The organism is Muricoccus pecuniae (assembly GCF_014199205.1).
GTDB classification, from domain to species: domain Bacteria; phylum Pseudomonadota; class Alphaproteobacteria; order Acetobacterales; family Acetobacteraceae; genus Roseomonas; species Roseomonas pecuniae.
The window spans coordinates 167,210-185,683 of record NZ_JACIJD010000005.1 but is presented as its reverse complement, the minus strand read 5'-3'; the positions used below and the strand labels follow the sequence as shown (position 1 = coordinate 185,683).

General features: G+C 73.6%; 15 protein-coding genes. 9 read left to right on the top strand and 6 right to left on the bottom strand.

Annotated features, from left to right (window positions below; all coding sequences use genetic code 11):
* Nucleotides 1-40 precede the first annotated feature (40 nt).
* The 3 genes from FHS87_RS07435 to tpiA form a co-directional block, all read right to left on the bottom strand.
* Nucleotides 41-1,672, bottom strand: a complete 1,632-nt coding sequence (locus FHS87_RS07435; RefSeq protein ID WP_184515672.1) for a CTP synthase — start codon at nucleotides 1,670-1,672, stop codon at nucleotides 41-43.
* 104 nt (nucleotides 1,673-1,776) lie between these two features.
* Complete coding sequence (gene secG, locus FHS87_RS07430) at nucleotides 1,777-2,124, bottom strand: preprotein translocase subunit SecG (protein WP_184515670.1); 348 nt, start codon at nucleotides 2,122-2,124, stop codon at nucleotides 1,777-1,779.
* Nucleotides 2,125-2,168: 44 nt separating this feature from the next.
* Nucleotides 2,169-2,927 carry a triose-phosphate isomerase gene (gene tpiA, locus FHS87_RS07425; protein WP_184515668.1) on the bottom strand — a complete coding sequence of 253 codons (759 nt, stop codon included), beginning with the start codon at nucleotides 2,925-2,927 and terminating at the stop codon, nucleotides 2,169-2,171.
* A gap of 118 nt (nucleotides 2,928-3,045) precedes the next feature.
* On the opposite strand from tpiA, the gene FHS87_RS07420 reads away from it, so the two are divergent.
* From FHS87_RS07420 to lexA, 8 genes are all read left to right on the top strand, one after another.
* The gene (locus tag FHS87_RS07420) at nucleotides 3,046-4,956 is read left to right on the top strand and encodes a peptidylprolyl isomerase (RefSeq protein ID WP_184515666.1); all 1,911 of its coding nucleotides are present in this window, start codon (nucleotides 3,046-3,048) and stop codon (nucleotides 4,954-4,956) included.
* The gene (trpE, locus tag FHS87_RS07415) at nucleotides 4,953-6,458 is read left to right on the top strand and encodes an anthranilate synthase component I (protein ID WP_184515664.1); all 1,506 of its coding nucleotides are present in this window, start codon (nucleotides 4,953-4,955) and stop codon (nucleotides 6,456-6,458) included. The genes FHS87_RS07420 and trpE overlap by 4 nt, the downstream gene beginning before the upstream one ends.
* A gap of 127 nt (nucleotides 6,459-6,585) precedes the next feature.
* The gene (locus tag FHS87_RS07410) at nucleotides 6,586-7,197 is read left to right on the top strand and encodes an anthranilate synthase component II (protein ID WP_184515662.1); all 612 of its coding nucleotides are present in this window, start codon (nucleotides 6,586-6,588) and stop codon (nucleotides 7,195-7,197) included.
* Between the two features lies 1 nt (nucleotide 7,198).
* Nucleotides 7,199-8,206, top strand: coding sequence for an anthranilate phosphoribosyltransferase (gene trpD, locus FHS87_RS07405; protein ID WP_184515660.1), 1,008 nt, complete (start codon nucleotides 7,199-7,201; stop codon nucleotides 8,204-8,206).
* A gap of 61 nt (nucleotides 8,207-8,267) precedes the next feature.
* On the top strand, nucleotides 8,268-9,095 hold the full coding sequence (trpC, locus tag FHS87_RS07400) for an indole-3-glycerol phosphate synthase TrpC (RefSeq protein WP_184515657.1): 828 nt from the start codon (nucleotides 8,268-8,270) through the stop codon (nucleotides 9,093-9,095).
* A gap of 74 nt (nucleotides 9,096-9,169) precedes the next feature.
* Nucleotides 9,170-9,634, top strand: a complete 465-nt coding sequence (gene moaC, locus FHS87_RS07395) for a cyclic pyranopterin monophosphate synthase MoaC (protein ID WP_456306607.1) — start codon at nucleotides 9,170-9,172, stop codon at nucleotides 9,632-9,634.
* Nucleotides 9,634-10,839, top strand: coding sequence for a molybdopterin molybdotransferase MoeA (locus tag FHS87_RS07390; protein WP_184515655.1), 1,206 nt, complete (start codon nucleotides 9,634-9,636; stop codon nucleotides 10,837-10,839). The genes moaC and FHS87_RS07390 overlap by 1 nt, the downstream gene beginning before the upstream one ends.
* Before the next feature lie 105 nt (nucleotides 10,840-10,944).
* The gene (lexA, locus tag FHS87_RS07385) at nucleotides 10,945-11,694 is read left to right on the top strand and encodes a transcriptional repressor LexA (protein WP_184515652.1); all 750 of its coding nucleotides are present in this window, start codon (nucleotides 10,945-10,947) and stop codon (nucleotides 11,692-11,694) included.
* Between the two features lie 59 nt (nucleotides 11,695-11,753).
* Here the strand turns inward: lexA and FHS87_RS07380 are convergent, their stop codons facing one another.
* The gene (locus FHS87_RS07380) at nucleotides 11,754-13,949 is read right to left on the bottom strand and encodes a ComEC/Rec2 family competence protein (RefSeq protein WP_184515649.1); all 2,196 of its coding nucleotides are present in this window, start codon (nucleotides 13,947-13,949) and stop codon (nucleotides 11,754-11,756) included.
* 79 nt (nucleotides 13,950-14,028) lie between these two features.
* Between FHS87_RS07380 and gltX the strand changes: the two genes are divergently transcribed.
* On the top strand, nucleotides 14,029-15,435 hold the full coding sequence (gene gltX, locus FHS87_RS07375; RefSeq protein WP_184515646.1) for a glutamate--tRNA ligase: 1,407 nt from the start codon (nucleotides 14,029-14,031) through the stop codon (nucleotides 15,433-15,435).
* A 21-nt stretch (nucleotides 15,436-15,456) separates the two neighbouring features.
* Here gltX and FHS87_RS07370 read toward each other — a convergent pair whose 3' ends face one another.
* Together FHS87_RS07370 and FHS87_RS07365 are read right to left on the bottom strand one after the other, a co-directional pair.
* A complete protein-coding gene (locus FHS87_RS07370) occupies nucleotides 15,457-17,523 on the bottom strand; it encodes a methyl-accepting chemotaxis protein (protein ID WP_184515643.1) in 2,067 nt (688 codons plus the stop codon).
* Nucleotides 17,524-17,604: 81 nt separating this feature from the next.
* Entirely contained in the window at nucleotides 17,605-18,474 is an 870-nt protein-coding gene (locus FHS87_RS07365) for a DUF697 domain-containing protein (protein WP_184515640.1), read from the bottom strand.

Here is an 18,474-nt window from a genome sequence, read left to right as displayed (position 1 = left end):
TCAGCGGGCCGTCCGTGAGGGGACGGCCCGGACAACGGCCTCAGACCAGCCGCGCCTGGCGCACCGCCGCGCCGATGAAGCCGGCGAAGACGGGGTGCGGCTCGAAGGGCTTGGACTTCAGCTCGGGGTGGTACTGCACGCCGAGGAACCAGGGATGGTCCGGCCGCTCCACGATCTCGGGCAGCACGCCGTCCGGCGACATGCCGGAGAAGCGCAGGCCGGTGGCCTCCAGCCTCTCGCGGTAGTTCACGTTCACCTCGTAGCGGTGGCGGTGGCGCTCCATGATCTCCGCGCGGCCGCCATAGATCTCGCGCACCAGCGAGTCCTCGGCCAACAGGGAGGGGTAGGAGCCGAGGCGCATCGTGCCGCCGAGGTCCCCGCCCTCGGCGCGGCGCTCCACCTGGTTGCCGCGCTTCCACTCCGTCAGCAGGCCGACCACGGGGTCGTCGCAGGGGCCGAACTCGGTGGAGGAGGCGCCGGGCATCCCCGCCTGGTTCCGCGCGGCCTCGACCACGGCCATCTGCATGCCGAAGCAGATGCCGAGGAAGGGAACGCCGCGCTCGCGCGCGAACTGCACCGCGCGGATCTTGCCCTCCGAGCCGCGCTCGCCGAAGCCGCCGGGCACGAGAATGCCGTGCACCCCCTCCAGCCGCTTGGTCGCGCCCTCCCCCTCGAAGATGGAGCTGTCCACCCAGTCCAGCCGCACCTTCACGTTGTGGGCGATGCCGCCATGGGCCAGCGCCTCGCCGAGCGACTTGTAGGCGTCGAGCAGGGACATGTACTTGCCGACGACGGCGATGGTGACCTCGCCCTCCGGCTGCTGGAGCGACTGCACGATCCGCTGCCAGCGGGAGAGGTCCGGCTCGCCATAGACGGACATGTCGAAGTGGCGCAGCACCTCGCGGTCCAGACCCTCGGCATGGTACTGCAACGGCACCGCGTAGATGGACGAGGCGTCGAGCGCCGGGATCACGCTCTCCGGCCGCACGTTGCAGAAATTGGCGATCTTGCGCCGCTCGTTCTCCGGGATCGGCCGGTCACAGCGGCAGAGCAGGATCTGCGGCTGGATGCCGAGGCCCAGCAGCTCCTTGACGCTGTGCTGCGTCGGCTTCGTCTTCAGCTCGCCGGCCGAGGCGATCCAGGGCACAAGCGTCAGGTGCACGAAGAGGGAGTTGCGCGGCCCCAGCTCGTTGGCGAGCTGGCGCATCGCCTCCAGGAAGGGCAGGCTCTCGATGTCGCCCACTGTGCCGCCGACCTCGACGAGAACGAAGTCGTAGTCCTCGACGCCGGAGGTGATGCCCTCCTTGATGGCGTCGGTGATGTGGGGAATCACCTGAACGGTGCCGCCGAGATACTCGCCGCGCCGCTCCTTCGCGATCACGTCGGAGTAGATGCGCCCCGTCGTCCAGGCATCGGCCTGGTTGGCGTGAACTCCGGTGAAGCGCTCGTAATGCCCGAGGTCGAGGTCGGTCTCCGCCCCGTCATCGGTCACGAAGACCTCGCCGTGCTGATACGGGCTCATCGTGCCCGGATCGACGTTGAGATAGGGGTCGAGCTTCCGGAGCCGGACCTTGTGGCCGCGCGCCTGGAGGAGCGCCGCGAGGGATGCGGCGGCAATGCCTTTTCCGAGGGAAGAGACCACGCCGCCGGTGATGAATACGTACCGCGTCATGGGTGGCCCTTATAGCGCGCGTTGAAACGCCGCGGCCAGGGGGCGCGGACGCAGGGAAGCCATGCGCGGCACCCTCCTTGCGGGGCGCCGCGCCCGGGAACGAATCAGTTGGTCGGGACGCTCGGCGCCGGCGGCAGGGCGGGCGCGGCCGGGGTAGCCGGGGCCGTGCCCGGGGCACCGGTCGCGGCCGGGGGCGACTGGTCGAAGATGGAGCGCTGCCGCCCCGTGCCCTGGTTCAGCAGGCCGAGCGCGAGCGCGAGCGCCATGAAGAGCGTGGCCAGCACCGCCGTCGCCCGCGTCAGCAGGTTGGCGGTGCCGCGCCCCGTCATGAAGCTGCCCATGCCCTGGGACGAGCCGATGCCCAGCCCCCCGCCCTCGCTGCGCTGCAGCAGCACCACCCCGATCAGGGCGGCGGCGACGAAGAAATGCAGGACGAGGAGGACGGTGGTCATGGTGGGCGGCTTCTAGACCCGTTCCGTGATGCGAGGAAAGGGATTCAGGCGGGAACGGCCGCGGCGATGGCCAGGAAGTCCTCGGCCTTCAGGCTGGCGCCCCCCACCAGCGCGCCGTCCACGTTCGGCAGAGCCAGGATGGCCGCGGCGTTGGAGGGCTTCACCGAGCCGCCGTAGAGGAGGCGCGTCGTCTCGCCCGCGCCGGGGAAGCGCCCGGCCAGCTCGGCCCGCATCCGCCCGTGCATGGCGGCAATGTCGTCATTCGTCGGCGTGCGGCCGGTGCCGATGGCCCAGACGGGCTCATAGGCCACCACCCCCTTGGCCCCGGCGAAATCGGGCGGCAGGGAACCGGCGAGCTGGGCGGCGACGACCGCCTCCGCCTCCCCCGAGTCCCGCTGCGCCTCGGTTTCGCCGACGCAGACGATGGGGATCAGCCCGGCCGCGATGGCCGCGCGGGCCTTCGCCTGCACCAGGGCGTCGCTCTCCCCGTGGTCCGCCCGGCGCTCGGAATGGCCGAGGATGACGTAGCCGCAGCCGGCATCGGCCAGCATGGCGGCGGAGACGTCGCCCGTATGGGCCCCGTTCGCCTCGGCCGAGCAGTCCTGCCCGCCGATCGCCACCGGCTTCCAGCCCATGGAGGCCGCGGCGACGTGCAGGTGGAGGAAGGTCGGGCAGATCAGCAGGTCCGCGCCCCTCACCCCCTCCAGCCCCGCGCGCACGCCCTCGGCCAGGGCGGCGGCCTCGCGCAGCGTGCCGTTCATCTTCCAGTTGCCGGCGATGAGGGGGCGGACATCGGGGGTCATGCGGTCTCCTGGCGTTACGGCTCGTCTGCAGCGCCTATCGGCGGTGGGGGCGTTTGGCAACCGGGCCGGGGTGCGCTACGGGCTGCGCGTCTTCCGCCTTCCCCACAGGGGCATTGCCATGATCACCGCGTTCCGCCGCCTCGCCGGCACCTGGTTCGCCAAGGGGTTGTTCCTCCTCCTGGTCCTCTCCTTCGCGGTCTGGGGAATCGAGGACGTGGTCCGAAACCTCGGGCGGGACAATGCGGTGGCCCGCGTCGGCGGGGAGGCGATCGAGCTCACGGAGGCGCAGGACGCCGCCCGGCGCGAGACCCAGCGCCTGCAGCGCCAGCTCGGCCCGCGCTTCGAGGCGAACGAGGCGTTCCGCCAGGCGGTCGCCCGCCAGGCCGTGGAGAACCTGATCGCCTCCCGCGCCCAGAGGCAGGAGGCCCGGCGCATGGGCGTCGCGGCCTCGGTCGAGGCGGTGCGCGCCTACACCTTCTCCATTCCTTCCTTCCAGGGTGCGGATGGGCGGTTCAGCCCCTTGATCCTGCAGCAATTCCTCCGACAGAACGACCTGAGCGAGGGCGACTTCACCCGCCTCGTGGTGGCGGATCTGGAGCGGCAGCAGCTCGTCGGGGCCGTGCGCGCCGGGGCGCGGGCGCCGGAGGCCCTGGCCCGCCAGCTCCTCGCCTTCGCCGGGGAGCGCCGCGTGGCGGAGGTGGCCGAGTTCCCCCTTCTCAATGCCCCCGAGCCGCCCGAGCCCACCGAGGCCCAGCTCACCCGCTTCCACGAGAACAACCCGGCGCCGTTCTCCTCGCCCGAGTACCGCGAGGCCGCCCTCGCCCTTCTCTCGGCCGAGACGCTCCTGCCGCGCGTGGCGGTGAGCGACGCCGAGGTCGAGGCCGGGCTGGAGGCGCAGCGCGAGCGGACCGGCACGCCCGAGCGCCGCACGGTGGAGCAGGCGCTGGTGAACTCCAGGGAGGCCGCCGAGGCCATCCGCGCCGCCTGGGCCGGGGGCGCCGATCTCGCCGCCATCCGCGGCCAGGCCGAGGGCGCCGGCGGCACCGCGCTGGAGATGGGTCAGGTGAGCCGCGGCGAGATGCCGGTGGAGAACATCGCCGCCGCCGTCTTCGCCCTGCCCGAGGGCGGTGTGACCGACCCCATCCAGAGCCCCTTCGGCTGGCACGTGATGAAGGTGACGGCCGTGCAGGCCGCCGCCGGCAAGCCGATCGAGGAGCTGCGCGCGGAGACCCGCGACTTCCTCGCCCGCGAGAAAGCCGCCGACCTCACCTTCGAGGAGGCGAACAAGCTGGAGGACGCGCTCGGCGGCGGCGCGACGGTCGAGGAGGCTGCGCAGCGCTTCGGCCTCGCCGCCATCCGCGTGACGGTGGACCGCAATGGCAACGGCCCGGACGGGCGGCGCGTGGAGCTGCCCGGCGGCCCCGTGGCCCGCGCCGGGGTGCTGGAGGCGATCTTCGCGGGCCCCGCCGGGGCCGGCACCCGCGTGGCCGAGGCCGGCAACGGCTTCCTCGCCCTCGACGTGCCCCGCGTCACCCCGGCGGCGCTGAAGCCCTTCGCCGAGGTCGAGGCCGAGGTGCGCCGCGCCTGGACGCTGGACGCCCGCCGCCGGGCCCAGGAGGAGCGGGCCGCCGCCCTGCTCGGCGCTGCCCAGGGAACGGGCCAAGGGGGGAAGGACTTCACCGAGGCCGCGCGCGAGGCCGGGGTGGAGCCGGTTCGCATGGGCCCCTCCCTCCGCGACCCCGGGGCCGCGGCCCCCGGCGGCATTCCCGGCGGGCTGCTCCCCGGCCTCTTCGCCGCCAAGCCGGGCGAGGTGACCATGGCCCAGACCTCCGATGGCTACGCCGTCGCGCGCCTCGTCGAGATCGTGCCCGCCGATGTGGCGGCGGATGCCGAGGGGCAGGCGCGGGTGAAGAACGAGGTGGAGCAGTCGATGCAGGACGACCTGGAGGCCCAGTTCGCCGCCGCCCTGCGCGCCCGCGCGAATGTCACGATCAACCCGTCGGCGATGGAGCAGGTGGCCGCCCGATGAGTGCCAGCGACAGCTACGCCGCCTTCGCCGCCGCCCATGAGGCCGGGCGCGGGCAGGTGATCTTCCGCGAGCGCGTGGCGGATCTCGACACCCCTGTCGGCGCCTTCCTCAAGCTCGCGGAGGGGCGGCCCAACACCTTCCTGCTGGAGAGCGTGGAGGGCGGGCAGAGCCGCGGCCGCTACTCCGCCATCGGCCTCGCGCCCGACCTCGTCTGGCGCTGCCGCGACGGGCGGGCGGAGATCAACCGCCACGCCCTCTCCGCCCCCCACGCCTTCGTGGCGGAGGAGGCGCCTCCGCTGGAGAGCCTGCGCGCCCTCATCGAGGCCTGCCGCATGGAGCTGCCCCAGGGCCTGCCGCCCTGCGCGGCCGGGCTGTTCGGCTATCTCGGCTACGACATGGTCCGCCAGATGGAGCGGCTGCCGGCGAAGAACGCCGACGTGCTGGGCATCCCCGAGGCGCTGCTCACCCGCCCGACCGTGATCGCGGTCTTCGACCATGTGCGGGACATCCTCACCCTCTGCGCCCCCGTCCATGCCGACCGGGGGGAGACGGCGCGCGCGGCCTATGACGCCGCCCAGGCCCGGCTGGACGAGGCGGAGGCGGCGCTCGACCGCCCCGTGCCGCGCCCCGCGCCCCCCGCCGCCCTGCCCGCCCCGGGCAACCCGGGCTCCAACTTCACCAGGGAGGGCTTCATCGAGGCGGTGGAGCGCGGGAAGGATCTCATCGCGGCGGGCGACGCCTTCCAGATCGTGCTCAGCCAGCGCTTCCAGGCGCCCTTCGCCCTGCCGCCCTTCGCCCTCTACCGCGCGCTGCGGCGGTTGAACCCGGCGCCCTTCCTCTTCCACTTCGACTTCGGCGGCTTCGCGGCCGTGGGCGCCAGCCCCGAGATCCTCGTCCGCCTGCGCGACGGCACCGTGACCGTCCGCCCGCTGGCCGGCACGCGCCGCCGGGGCGCGACGCCCGAGGAGGACCTCGCGCTGGAGAGGGAGCTGCTGGCCGATCCGAAGGAGCGGGCGGAGCACCTCATGCTGCTCGACCTCGGCCGCAACGATGTGGGCCGGGTGGCCGAGATCGGCAGCGTGCGCGTGACCGCCCAGTTCGGGATCGAGCGCTACTCCCAGGTCATGCATATCGGCAGCGAGGTGCAGGGGCGCCTGCGCCCGGGCCTCACCGCCCTCGACGCCCTGGTGGCCGGCTTCCCCGCCGGCACGCTGTCGGGTGCGCCCAAGGTGCGGGCGATGGAGATCATCGAGGAGACCGAGCCCTCCCGCCGGGGCGTCTATGCCGGCTGCTTCGGCTATTTCGGCGCCGATGGCGGGATGGACACCTGCATCGGGCTCCGCATGGCGCTGGTGAAGGACGGGGTGATGTCCGTCCAGGCCGGGGCCGGGGTGGTGGCCGACAGCGATCCCGAGGCGGAGTACGAGGAGACGCGCCAGAAGGCCCGCGCCCTGTTCCGCGCCGCCGAGGAGGCCGTGCGCTTCGCGGCCGTGCGGAAGTAGGGCGCCAGCAGACCTCCCGCCGGCGGCGGCACCCGCCCCCCATGCCGGGCGGGGGTGCCGTCCGGCGCCGTCGACCACCCTCTCCCCGCTTGACCCGGCGCCTCCCCTGGGACGAAGTGAGGGCGCCATGATCCTGCTCATCGACAACTACGACAGCTTCACCTTCAACCTCGTCCACTTCCTCGGGGATCTGGGCGCGGAAGCGCAGGTCTGGCGCAACGACGCGCTCTCCGTGGACCAGGCGCTGGAGATGAAGCCGCGCGCCATCGTCCTCTCCCCCGGCCCCTGCACGCCTGATGAGGCGGGGATCTGCCTCGACCTCATCGGCGCGGCCTCGCGCAAGGGCGTGCCGGTCTTCGGCGTCTGCCTCGGGCACCAGGCCATCGGCCAGGCCTTCGGCGGGGCGGTGGTGCGCGCGCCCGAACCCGTCCACGGCAAGGTCCACGACATCCATCACGGCGGGTCCAGCGTCTTCGCCGGCCTGCCCAGCCCGGTGCGCGCCACGCGCTACCACTCCCTCGTCGTCCGGCGGGAGGACCTGCCCGAGGAGCTGGAAGTGACGGCGGAGACGGCCGACGGCCTCATCATGGGCCTCTCCCATCGCGACATGCCGGTCTGGGGCGTGCAGTTCCACCCGGAGAGCATCGCCTCCGACCACGGGCACGACATGCTGGCCAACGTTCTCCGCATGGCCGGGATCAACCTGCCGCCGCGGGGCGAGACCCTCCGGGCCGCCTGAGGTGTCGCTCAAGCCAGTCCTGGCCCGGCTCGCCGCCGGGGAGCGTCTCGCCGAGAGCGAGGCGGAGGCCGCCTTCGGCACCGTGATGGCCGGCGAGGCCACCCCCGCGCAGATCGCGGGGATGCTGATGGCCATGCGCGTGCGCGGCGAGACGGTGGCGGAGATGACGGGCGCCGTGCGCGCCATGCGCGCCCGCATGGTGGCGGTGGAGGCGCCGGAGGGCGCGATCGACCTCGTCGGCACGGGCGGGGACGCGGCGGGCACGGTGAACATCTCCACCGCCGCGGCGCTCGTGGTCGCGGGATGCGGCGTGCCCGTGGCCAAGCACGGGAACCGCGCCCTCTCCTCCCGCGCGGGCGCCTCGGACGTGCTGACCGCGCTCGGCGTGAACACGGACGTGCCCTTCGAGCGCCTGCCCCAGGTCATCCGGGAGGCCGGCATCCTCTTCCTCATGGCGCCCCGTCACCACGCGGCGCTGCGCCACGCCGCCGGCCCGCGCATGGAGCTGGGCACGCGGACCATCTTCAACCTCTTGGGACCGCTGACGAACCCGGCCCGCGTCCGCCGCCAGATGACCGGCGCCTTCGCCCCGCAATGGCTGCGCCCCATGGCCGAGACGCTCGCCCGGATCGGCACCGAGCACGCCTGGCTCGTGCACGGGCAGGGGCTGGACGAGCTGACGATCGCCGGCCCCTCCGATGTCGTGGAGTTGAAGGACGGCGTGATCCGGGAATTCGAGATCACGCCGGAGGAGGCGGGCCTGCCCCGCCACCCCGCCGAATCGCTTCGCGGCGGCGAGCCCGGCGAGAATGCCGAGGCGCTGCTCGGCGTGCTCAGGGGCGAGGCCGGCGGCTACCGGGATTGCGTGCTGCTGAACGCCGCCGCGGCGCTGATCGTGGCGGGACGGGTGACGGATCTCCGGGCGGGAGCGGCGCTGGCCGCCGAATCGGTTGCCTCCGGCGCGGCCATGCGGGCGTTGGAACGGCTGCGCTCAGCCACCGCGGCGTGATCCCGGCGGTGGGAGCTGCCGCTTGACGCGCGCGGCGGAAGAGCGCCAGGAACAGGCCATCATGGACCAGACCCTTCCGCCCGTGGACGCGCCCCTCTCGGACACGCTCCGCAAGATCCTCGACGACAAGCGCGTGGAGGTGCAGGCGCGCATGCAGGAGACCCCGCTCTCCGAGATGGAGCGGCGCGCGCGGGACGGCGGGCGCCCCCGCCCCTTCACCCAGGCGCTCTGCGATGCCGTGGCGGAGATGCGGATCGGGCTGATCGCCGAGGTGAAGCGCGCCTCCCCCTCGGGCGGCCTCATCCGCGAGCCCTTCGACCCCGCCGGTATCGCCCGCGCCTATGAGGCCGCCGGCGCCTGCTGCCTCTCCGTGCTGACCGACGAGCCCTATTTCAAGGGCACCGCCGAGCACCTCCGCCTGGCGCGGGAGGCGACAGGGCTTCCCGTGCTGCGGAAGGACTTCATGATCGATCCCTGGCAGGTCTTCGAGGCCCGGGCCATGGGGGCGGACGCGGTCCTCATCATCATGGCCGCGCTGACCGACGACGAGGCCTCGGCCATCGAGGACGTCGCGCGCGGCCTCGACATGGGCGTGCTGGTCGAGGTGCATGACGAGGAGGAGCTGGAGCGAGCCCTCGGGCTGGAGACGCGGCTGATCGGCGTGAACAACCGCGACCTCCGCACGCTGCGGACCGACATCGCGGTGACCGAGCGCCTCGCCCCCCTCATCCCGGCCGACCGCATCCCCGTCGCCGAGAGCGGCATCCGCACGCCCGAGGACGTGCGCCGCATGGCGAATGCCGGCGCGCGCTGCCTCCTGGTGGGCGAGCACCTGCTGCGCCAGCCCGACCCGGGCGAGGCCGCGCGCCTCTTGGTGCAGGCCGCTTGAGCAGCCCCCTGACCACGGGCGAGGACCGCGCGAGCGATCCTCTGACCACGGGCGAGGACCGCGCGAGCGGTCCTCTGACCCATTTCGACGCGGCCGGCCGGGCGGCCATGGTCGATGTCTCGGCCAAGGCCGAGACGGTGCGGGAGGCGACCGCGCGGGGCCGCATTACCATGCAGCCGGAAACTCTGGCCCTCATCGCCGGGGGCCGCGCAGGCAAGGGCGACGTGCTCGGCGTCGCGCGGCTGGCCGGGATTATGGCGGCCAAGCGCACCGCGGACCTCATCCCCCTCTGCCATCCCCTGCCCCTCTCCTCCGTCTCGATCGAGCTGGAACTGGCGGAGCCCGGCGCGGTGGAGATCGCGGCAACCGTCCGCACCGCCGGGCGGACGGGGGTCGAGATGGAGGCCATGACGGCGGTCACGGTCGCGGCCCTCACCATCTACGACATGGTCAAGGCGGCCGATCGCGGGATGCGGATCGAGGCCGTGCGGCTGACCCGGAAGTCAGGCGGAAAATCCGGCGCTTACGAGGCTTCCTGATGATCCCGGTTGAGGAAGCGCTGGACCGCATCCTGGCGGTTCTCTCCCCCACGGGCGCGGAGAGTGTGGCCTTGCCAGAGGGCTGGGACCGGGTTCTCGCCCGCCCGCTGGAAGCCCGGCTGACCCAGCCTCCCACCGATGTTTCGGCCATGGACGGCTACGCCCTGCGCGCCGCCGATGCCTCGGTCGGGATAGGGCTGCGGGTGATCGGCGCCTCGCCGGCCGGCCATCCCTTCCCGGGCAGCGTGGGGCCGGGCGAGGCGGTGCGGATCTTCACCGGCGGGGCGGTTCCGCCCGGGGCCGACACGATCCTGTTGCAGGAGGACGCGGCCGCCGAGGGCGACCACGTCTCCCCCACCGAAGCCCCCCGCCCCGGGCGCCACATCCGCCGCGCCGGGCTCGACTTCCGGGCGGGCGAGCTGCTCATCCCCGCCGGACGGCGGCTGACGGCACGCGACATCGGCCTCGCCGCGGCGGGGAACCATCCCTGGCTTCACGTCCATCGCCGTCCGCGCATCGGCATCCTCGCCACGGGGGACGAGATCGTTCTTCCCGGCGAGGCCGTGCCGGAGGGGGGCATCGTCTCCTCCAACGCCCACGCACTGGCAGCGCTGGTGCGCGCGGCGGGGGGCGAACCGCTCGTCCTGCCCATCGCGGCCGATGACCGCGACGCCATCGCCGAGGCCGCCGAGGCCGGGCGGCGCCTCGACCTGCTCGTCACCACGGGCGGGGCGAGCGTGGGGGAGCACGACCTCGTCCAGGCCGCGCTCGCGCCCATGGGGCTGAAGCTGGACTTCTGGAAGATCGCAATGAGGCCGGGCAAGCCCCTGATCTTTGGGGATTTGCGCGGAACCCCGCTGCTCGGCCTGCCCGGCAATCCCGTCTCGGCACTCGTCTGCGCCGTGCTCTTCCTCATCCCCGCCCTGCGCCGCCTCTCGGGCCTGCCCGCCGGTCCGGTGGAGACCCGCCCCGCCCTTCTCGGGGCCGACATGGCGGCGAATGACCGGCGCCAGGACTACCTGCGCGCGACCCTGGCGGAGGATGCAGAGGGCGGGCTGGTGGCCACGCCCCTACCCGTCCAGGACAGTTCCATGCTCTCCGCCCTCGCCCATGCCGGGGGATTGCTGGTGCGCCCTCCCCATGCGCCGGCTGCCGTGGCGGGGACGGTGGTTCGGGTTGTGGAGTTTTCCTCCCTCGGCGTGTGAAGCGCGGCATTGACCGACGCGGGAGAACTTTCATAGAACTTCCAGGTCGGTTGCCCGTTTGTTCGTGCACGAGACTGCCCCACCCCCCTGGGAGACGCCCGCACCATGCTCACCCGGAAGCAGCACGAGCTGCTCATCTTCATCGACAGGCACCTGCGGAACACCGGCTTCTCCCCCTCCTTCGAGGAGATGAAGGAGGCGCTGAACCTCAAGTCGAAGTCCGGCATCCACCGCCTGATCACGGCCCTGGAGGAGCGCGGCTTCCTCAAGCGCCGCGCCCACCGCGCCCGCGCGCTGGAGGTGCTGCGCCTGCCGGACAGCCTCGCCACGCGCGGGGCCCAAGCTGCTGCTCAGCCCGCCGCGGCGGCTGCCCAGCCCGCCGCGCCCGCCCCGGCCTTCGCGCCCAATGTCATCCGCGGCAATTTCGCGCAGAACCTGCCCGGCGCCGTCCGCACCGCGAACGATGCTGCCGCCGTCCAGCTCCCGCTCTACGGCCGGATCGCCGCGGGCCTGCCGATCGAGGCACTGCGCGACGGGGGCGAGAGCGTCGAGGTGCCCGCCGCCATGCTCGGCGGGGGCGAGCACTACGCGCTGGAGGTCTCGGGCGATTCGATGGTCGAGGCCGGCATCCTCGACGGCGACACCGTCATCATCCGCCGCGGCGACGTGGCCGATAACGGCGCCATCGTCGTGGCGCTGGTGGATGAGAACGAGGTGACGCTGAAGCGCCTGCGCCGCCGCGGCAACTCGATTGCCCTGGAGGCCGCCAACCCCCGCTACGAGACCCGCATCTTCGGGCCGGACCGGGTGAAGGTTCAGGGCCGCCTCGTCGGCCTCGTTCGCCGCTACCACTGACCCCTCCCTGAGGGGGCCGAGCGGGCCGGGGGGCGCATGCCTTCCGGCCCGTTCGCGTTTCAGCGGTCCCCTTCCGTTTCCGCCAGGGGTTCCTCCTGGGGGCGGGAGCGGGGCAGCGGCACGGGGGGCACCCAGGGGCGGTCGCCCCGCGAGGCGCGGTCCGAGAGGATCACCGCCCCCTCCGGTCCGAGCCAGAGGGCGTGCGAGCCGTCCCGCCAGACGGAGAAGCGGTCGATTCGCGGGGTCTGCCGGCACCCGCCCCGGATCGGCTCGAGGGAGAGCATCACCGCCGCCTTCCCGCAGCCCGCCTCGGCCATCACGGGCGGGGGCGGCGGCGCCTGGCCGCGCCGGGGCCTGCTCGCCTCGCGCGGTGCCCTGAGGAGGATCGCGTCGGCGGCCCCCGGCCGCGGGCGGAGCAGGCAGGCCGAGGCCGTGCAGCGGACGAGGCCGTCCGCCGCCTCCCCTTCGGCCGGGAAGGCCGCTGCCTCATCCTCCCCCCAGCTTCGCAGCCAGGATTCGCGGGTGATCCGGCTCGCCCCCGAGGCGCGCTCGACGAGGACACCCGCGGGGGTGGATAGCGCCAGCAGCCGCCCGTCCGCCGCAACGAGCAGATCGGGCGGGCGGCTCATGGAACCCGAGAATAGCCCCGCCAGCATCAGCGGTACCCCGGCCCAGCGCCAGGGGAGGCGCCAGAGGCAGAGCCAGCACAGGCCGAGGGCGAAAAGGCCGAGCCCCCAGCCCGGGATGGGCGGGGCGGTCATCGCCGCGCCGGGCCAGGCCGCGACGATTCGGCCCGTCAGCAACGTGCCATCTACGCCCCAGCCCATGGCGGCCAGCGCCGGCCCTTCCAGCCCGAGGGGCATGAGGAACAGGGCCAGCATCCCCGCAGGCATCACGAGGAAGGAGGTGAGCGGCACGGCCACGGCATTGGCGACCACGCCGTAGAGCTGAAGGCGCCCGAAATGGTGCAGGCCGAAGGGCGTGGTGGCGGCCCCGGCGATGAGGGAGGTGGCCGTCAGCCCCAGCAGCACCGCGGCGGCGCGCCCAGCCGGGCCGCGGGCACGAAGGGCTTGCCCCGCGCCGCGCAGCGCCTCCGCCGCCGCGATCAGGGCGAGCACCGCGCCGAAGGACATCTGGAAGGAGGGGCCCGTGATCGCCGCCGGATTGGCCAGCAGCACGATTGCCGCCGCAAGGGCCAGGGCGCGCGGCGAGAGGGCGCGTCGGCCGGTGAGCACCGCGAGCGTCGCCAGCGCCGCCATGGCGAAGGAGCGGATCATCGGCACCCCTCCCCCCGTCAGCAGCGTGTAGGCACCGCCCAGTGCGAGGCCGAGCAGGGCCGCGGCCGCCTTCGAGTCCAGCCGGAGCGCGAGCCAGGGGATGGCAGCGATGGCCGCCCGCAGCAGCACGAAGCCGATCCCGGTGACGATGGCGACGTGGAGCCCCGAGACGGAGAGAAGATGCGCCAGCCCCGAATCCCGCAGCGCCCCCAGATCCACCGCGGGAATGCCGGCCTGCGAACCCGTCAGCAGCGCGGCGGCGACCGCGCCCGTGGCCCCGGGCAGGCTCCCCGTCACCCGCGCCTCGATGGCGGCGCGCAGGCCGGGGAAGAACGGCGCCGAGCTGCCAGGAGTGACCGTCGCGGGGGCCAGCGCGAAGCCGGAGCCGCCAAGGCCGGAGAAGAAGGCGGCGCGCTGGAAGTCGAAGCCACCGGGATAGGCGGGTGCCATGGGCGGACGCACCAGGGCGCGCAGGGCAATCCCGTCGCCCGGTGCCGGACGCGCCGGATCGGTTGGGCGCAGGCGGATGCGGAGCTGGCGGGCGAGAGGCGGTCCGCCGTCGAGCCGCGGTTCGTCTAGGGTCACGCGCCGGCCCTCCGGCAGGATGTCCACCGAGGCCACGCGGCCGGCGATGATGGCCGCCGTTCGGGGAAGCTCCGGCAGGGGCGGCGCGAGCCGCGCGTGGAGCAGCGCCGCCGCGAAGCCGAGGGCCAGGGCGCCGGCCAGCGCGAATCCCGCTCCCGCCAGGGGAAGGCGCCCGCGCAGGGCGAGGCTGAGGCAAAGGAGCGGCAAGGGCACTGCCAGCCAGACCGGCGAGGGCTCGGCCGTCAGGCCGAAATAGCCGAGCACCCCGATCCCCATGGCCACGGGCAGCCAGAGCGGCCAGCGGTCCCACTCCGCCGCGACGAGCGCGGCGGCGCGTTCGGCCAGCGAGGGAAGAGGTCCGGCGAGTGGGCCTCGGGCGGCGTGGGCGGACATGGTCTCTCGCCATGTTAGCGCATTCCATCACAGAAGCGTGAGGGTTCAACAGGCCGGGGCGGCGGTGTTACAGGGGCGCATGACCGTCCGCACCCGCTTCGCCCCCTCCCCCACCGGCTACCTGCATATCGGCGGGGCCCGGACCGCGCTCTTCAACTTCCTCTTCGCGCGGCACCACGGGGGGCAGTACCTCCTCCGGATCGAGGATACGGACCGCGCGCGCAGCACGCCCGAGGCGGTGCAGCAGATCATCGAGAGCCTCGACTGGCTCGGCCTCTCGCCGGACGAGCCGCCAGTGATGCAGACCTCGCGCGAGGCGCGGCACGCCGAGGTGGCGAAGGAGCTGCTCGCCAAGGGCGCCGCCTATCTCGCCTACGACACCGCCGAGGAGCTGGTCTCCATGCGCGAGCGCGCCCAGGCCGAGGGGCGCCCTCCCCGCTACGACGGCAACTGGCGCGACCGCGACCCCGCCGAGGCGCCGGCCGGCATCGCCCCCGTGATCCGCATCAAGGCCCCGCGCGAGGGGGAAACCGTGGTGCGGGACCTCGTGCAGGGCGAGGTGCGCGTGGCGAACAGCGAGCTGGACGACATGATCATCCTGCGCTCCGACGGCACCCCGACCTACCTCCACGCGGTGGTGGTGGACGACCACGACATGGACATCACCCATGTCATCCGCGGCGACGACCACCTGACCAACACCTTCCGCCAGTGCACCGTCTACGACGCCATGGGCTGGGAGCGGCCGGCCTTCGCCCATATCCCGCTCATCCACGGCGCGGACGGCGCCAAGCTCTCCAAGCGGCACGGCGCGGTCGGCGCGCTGGAGTTCCGGGACCAGGGCTTCCTGCCGGAGGCCGTGTGCAACTACCTCCTCCGCCTGGGCTGGGGCCATGGGGACGAGGAGTTCGTGCCGCGCGAGCGCGCGATCGAGCTGTTCGACCTCGGCGGCGTCGGCCGCGCGGCCTCGCGCATGGACTACGCGAAGCTGTCCCACCTCAACGGCCAGTACATCCGCGCCGCCGATCCCGCCTCCCTCCTGCCGCGCCTCGCGCCCTGGCTCGGCGCGCTGGATCAGGCGCAGACCGCGCGGGTCGAGGCGCTGATCCCGGACCTCCAGCCCCGCGCCCGCACCCTCGTCGAGATGGCCGAGGGCGCCCGCTTCGCCCTCGCCGAGCGCCCGCTGAAGTACGAGCCCAAGGCCGCGGAGGCCCTCGACCATCCCGATGTGCGGGACCGCCTCGCCCGGCTCGCGGAGCGGCTGGGGGGAACGGCCTGGGACCGCGCGGGGCTGGACGCCGCGCTGCGCGACTTCGCCGCGGCGGAGGGCGTGAAGCTGGGCGTGGTGGCCCAGCCCCTGCGCGCCGCGCTGACCGGCAGCCTACAGTCGCCGCCGATCGACGCGGTCCTCCTCGTGCTCGGGCGGGAGGAGAGCCTCGCCCGCATCGGCGACGCGGCGGAAGGGGTCACCCTGATCGGGGGCTGACCGCCCTCCGCCCGCGCCCGCTCAGGCCGCCCGGACCCGCGCCACGAAGTCGGTGACGGTTCCGTTCAGCCGCTCGGCCTGCTGGGCGAGGTCGGAAGCGGCGGAGAGCACCTCCCCCGCCGCCGCGCCCGTCTCGGCCGAGCCCTGGCTGACGCTGGCGATATTGGCCGTCACCGCCTCGGTGGCGCGCGCCGTCTCCTGCACGGTGCGGGCGATCTCCCCCGTGGCGGCGCCCTGCTCCTCGACGGCCGCCGCGATCGCGACCGCGATCCCGCTGACCTCCTCGATCGTGCGGCCGATGCCGCCGATGGCGACCACGGCCTGATCCGTCGCGGCCTGGATCTCGGCGATCTGGGCGGAGATCTCCTCGGTGGCCTTGGCCGTCTGGGAAGCGAGGGTCTTCACCTCGGAGGCCACCACCGCGAAGCCCCGGCCCGCCTCGCCGGCGCGCGCCGCCTCAATGGTCGCGTTGAGGGCGAGCAGGTTCGTCTGCCCCGCGATGTCGCTGATGAGGCGCACCACGTCCCCGATCCGCGCCGCGCCCTGGGCCAGGGTCTGCACCGTGGCGTCCGTGCGGCGGGCGTCATCCACGGCGCGGCCGGCGACGGTGGTTGCCTGGGAAACTTGGCGGCTGATCTCGCCGATCGAGGCCGTCAGCTGCTCAGCCGCGGAGGCAACGGTCTGGACGCCCGAACTCGCCTGCTCAGCGGCCGAGACCACGCGGCCAGCCTGGCTGCTGGTGCCCTCGGCCGTGGCCGTCATGCCGCGCGCCGTCGCCTCCAGCTCGGTGGAGGCGGAGGAGAGGGTCCGCGCCATCTCCCCTGCCTGTGCCTGGAAGCCGCGCACCAGCCCTTCCATCTCCGCGGCCCGCACCTCGCGCGTCTCCCGCGCGGCCTCCGCCTCGGCGGCGAGGCTCCGGCGGGCGACGGAGTTGGCACGCAGCACCTCGATCGCCTCGGCCATGGCCCCGACCTCGTCCGGGCGGCCGCGATGGGGAACCTCGATGTCCAGCTCGCCGGCCGCGATCCGGCCCACCCCGTCGGTCAGGTCGCGCACGGGCGTCACGAGCCGGCGCAGCAGGAGGTTGATACTGCCGATGGCGACGAGCAGGGCCATCCCGGCGAGCAGCAGGCTGACCAGCAGGCGGGTGCGGGCGGCAGCGGCCGCGGAATCGCCCCTCTCCAGCGCAGCTTCGAGCGCCGCGTCGCGCAGCGGGAGTACCTGGGTCAACGCCTCGACGGTCCAGCGCTGGTACTCCGCGTTGCCGCTGGGCCAGGCCGGCGCGGCACGGGAGAGCAGGCTCGCTGCGGCGGCCTCGACATAGGCACGGTACTGCGGCTCCGCGGCGCGGGTGTAGTCGGCCTCCACCCTCTCCAGGACCTTGAGGAGATCCGGGTCGCCCACCTCCGCGGTCAGCCGGCGCGCGGTTTCCATCGTCATCCCGGCCCGTCCCGTCAGGATCTGGGCATTGGCCACGGCGCTCGCTGTCACCGGCTGCCCGCCCCGCCAGGCGTTGATGGCGAGGCTCCGCGCGCCGAGTTCCGTCCGCAGCGCCGTGATCTGCCGCCCGATCTCGGCAAGGATCGCGATCTCGGGCGCGGCCTCGTTGATGCGCTTCTCGGCGCTCCGCGCGGCGGCGTCCATGCCATCGATGATTTCGCTGCGGGCATTGAGGAGGTCGGACACCAGCCGCGGGTCGCCTTCCCTCCCCCCCTTGGCCACATGTTCCCCCACGCGCCGGCGAAGGGCGTTCAGCATATGCGCCGAGCGGTCGATCGGGCCGGCATCCCGTCCCTCGGCCAGGAGGGCCTGGCGGGCGCCGTCCAGCAGCCCGTCCGTGAGGCGGGCATCGCTGGCCAGCGCAGCGATGTCGCCCGTCCCGGTGCGGGCAGCGGAGCTAAGTACCCCCATCTCCACGCCGATGGCCGCCATGCCCCGCAGGGTGCCGTTCAGCACACGGGTGGAGTAGGTGGCGCGCTCGGCCTTCTCCCAGCCCGTCCAGGCCTGCCAGGAATTCCAGCCCAGGACCCCGAGGCCCGGAATGGCAATCGCGGTGACACCGGCGAGCAACAGGGTACGGATATGCATGGGCTCTCCTCGCAGATGCAGGCACTCTGCCAGGAAAAAATTACGCGCCCCTAAAGGCCCTCCTTATCGAGTTGAGCATTTTCAGTTGGTTGGAAGGATCCGGCACGCGGAAGAGGTCGCTCGCGCTAAGGTGATCAAGCGCCGCGCGGCCACAGCCCCGGTGGCGGCCTCGCCCACGACATGCCCGACGAGCGGGTTGCTCACGATGGCCCGCACGGCGGTGTCGGTCGCCACCTCCGTCGCTGCCACCGTCGCCGCGTCGAAGGCGGCGCGGCGCAGGAGGGACGCGGTGGCGGCGATCCCTGGGCGCATCCCGTGCAGCGCGGCCACCTGCCGCACCAGCCGCAACCCGCGCCAGCCCACGACCAGGGCGTCGAGGGCGGGAGAGGGGCTGATCGCCGTGGCCGCGAAGCCCTGCACGGCCGCGAGGCGCCCGATCAGGCGCGATTCGCCGTCCAGCGAGGCGAGCGGGCCGCTCTCCAGCAGGGCGCGTAGGGCGGGCAGGTCCGGCGCCTCGCGGAGCGCGGGAAGGAAGGGGGCGGCGAGCGGGATCGGCTCCGCCCAGGAGAGGACATGCGCCTTGGCCCCGGTGAAGTCGCCCCGCGCGAAGGCGGCGCGGGCGGCGTCCACCTCGCGTAGCAGCAGGAGGGCCCGGAACTCGCGCAGGATGGCCCAGAAGATCGTCCCGAAGCCGCCGAGGGCGACGAGGAGGGTGAGCCAGCCGAGCCAGGCCGCGCGCGCGAACTGCTCCGCGACGTAGTTGCCGGCCGCGAGGGCGGCGAAGCCCAGGATCAGGGCCGAGAGGCCGATCGCCAGGAGCGACAGGGTCGAGAAGCCCGCCGACGGGATGGATGCGGGCTCGGTGCCGCCCTCCCAGCCGTGGTCGAGGCGCGCGGGGCCGGCCTCTTCCTCGAGGATCACGCGGGGCGGTCGGGGGGCGGTCTCGCTCAT

Excerpts from the sequence above, each read along its gene's own strand:
- FHS87_RS07435 (WP_184515672.1), bottom strand. The coding sequence starts at position 1,672 with ATGACGCGGTACGTATTCATCACCGGCGGCGTGGTCTCTTCCCTCGGA.
- secG (WP_184515670.1), bottom strand. The coding sequence starts at position 2,124 with ATGACCACCGTCCTCCTCGTCCTGCATTTCTTCGTCGCCGCCGCCCTG.
- tpiA (WP_184515668.1), bottom strand. The coding sequence starts at position 2,927 with ATGACCCCCGATGTCCGCCCCCTCATCGCCGGCAACTGGAAGATGAAC.
- FHS87_RS07420 (WP_184515666.1), top strand. The coding sequence starts at position 3,046 with ATGATCACCGCGTTCCGCCGCCTCGCCGGCACCTGGTTCGCCAAGGGG.
- trpE (WP_184515664.1), top strand. The coding sequence starts at position 4,953 with ATGAGTGCCAGCGACAGCTACGCCGCCTTCGCCGCCGCCCATGAGGCC.
- FHS87_RS07410 (WP_184515662.1), top strand. The coding sequence starts at position 6,586 with ATGATCCTGCTCATCGACAACTACGACAGCTTCACCTTCAACCTCGTC.
- trpC (WP_184515657.1), top strand. The coding sequence starts at position 8,268 with ATGGACCAGACCCTTCCGCCCGTGGACGCGCCCCTCTCGGACACGCTC.
- FHS87_RS07390 (WP_184515655.1), top strand. The coding sequence starts at position 9,634 with ATGATCCCGGTTGAGGAAGCGCTGGACCGCATCCTGGCGGTTCTCTCC.
- lexA (WP_184515652.1), top strand. The coding sequence starts at position 10,945 with ATGCTCACCCGGAAGCAGCACGAGCTGCTCATCTTCATCGACAGGCAC.
- FHS87_RS07380 (WP_184515649.1), bottom strand. The coding sequence starts at position 13,949 with ATGTCCGCCCACGCCGCCCGAGGCCCACTCGCCGGACCTCTTCCCTCG.
- gltX (WP_184515646.1), top strand. The coding sequence starts at position 14,029 with ATGACCGTCCGCACCCGCTTCGCCCCCTCCCCCACCGGCTACCTGCAT.
- FHS87_RS07370 (WP_184515643.1), bottom strand. The coding sequence starts at position 17,523 with ATGCATATCCGTACCCTGTTGCTCGCCGGTGTCACCGCGATTGCCATT.
- FHS87_RS07365 (WP_184515640.1), bottom strand. The coding sequence starts at position 18,474 with ATGAGCGAGACCGCCCCCCGACCGCCCCGCGTGATCCTCGAGGAAGAG.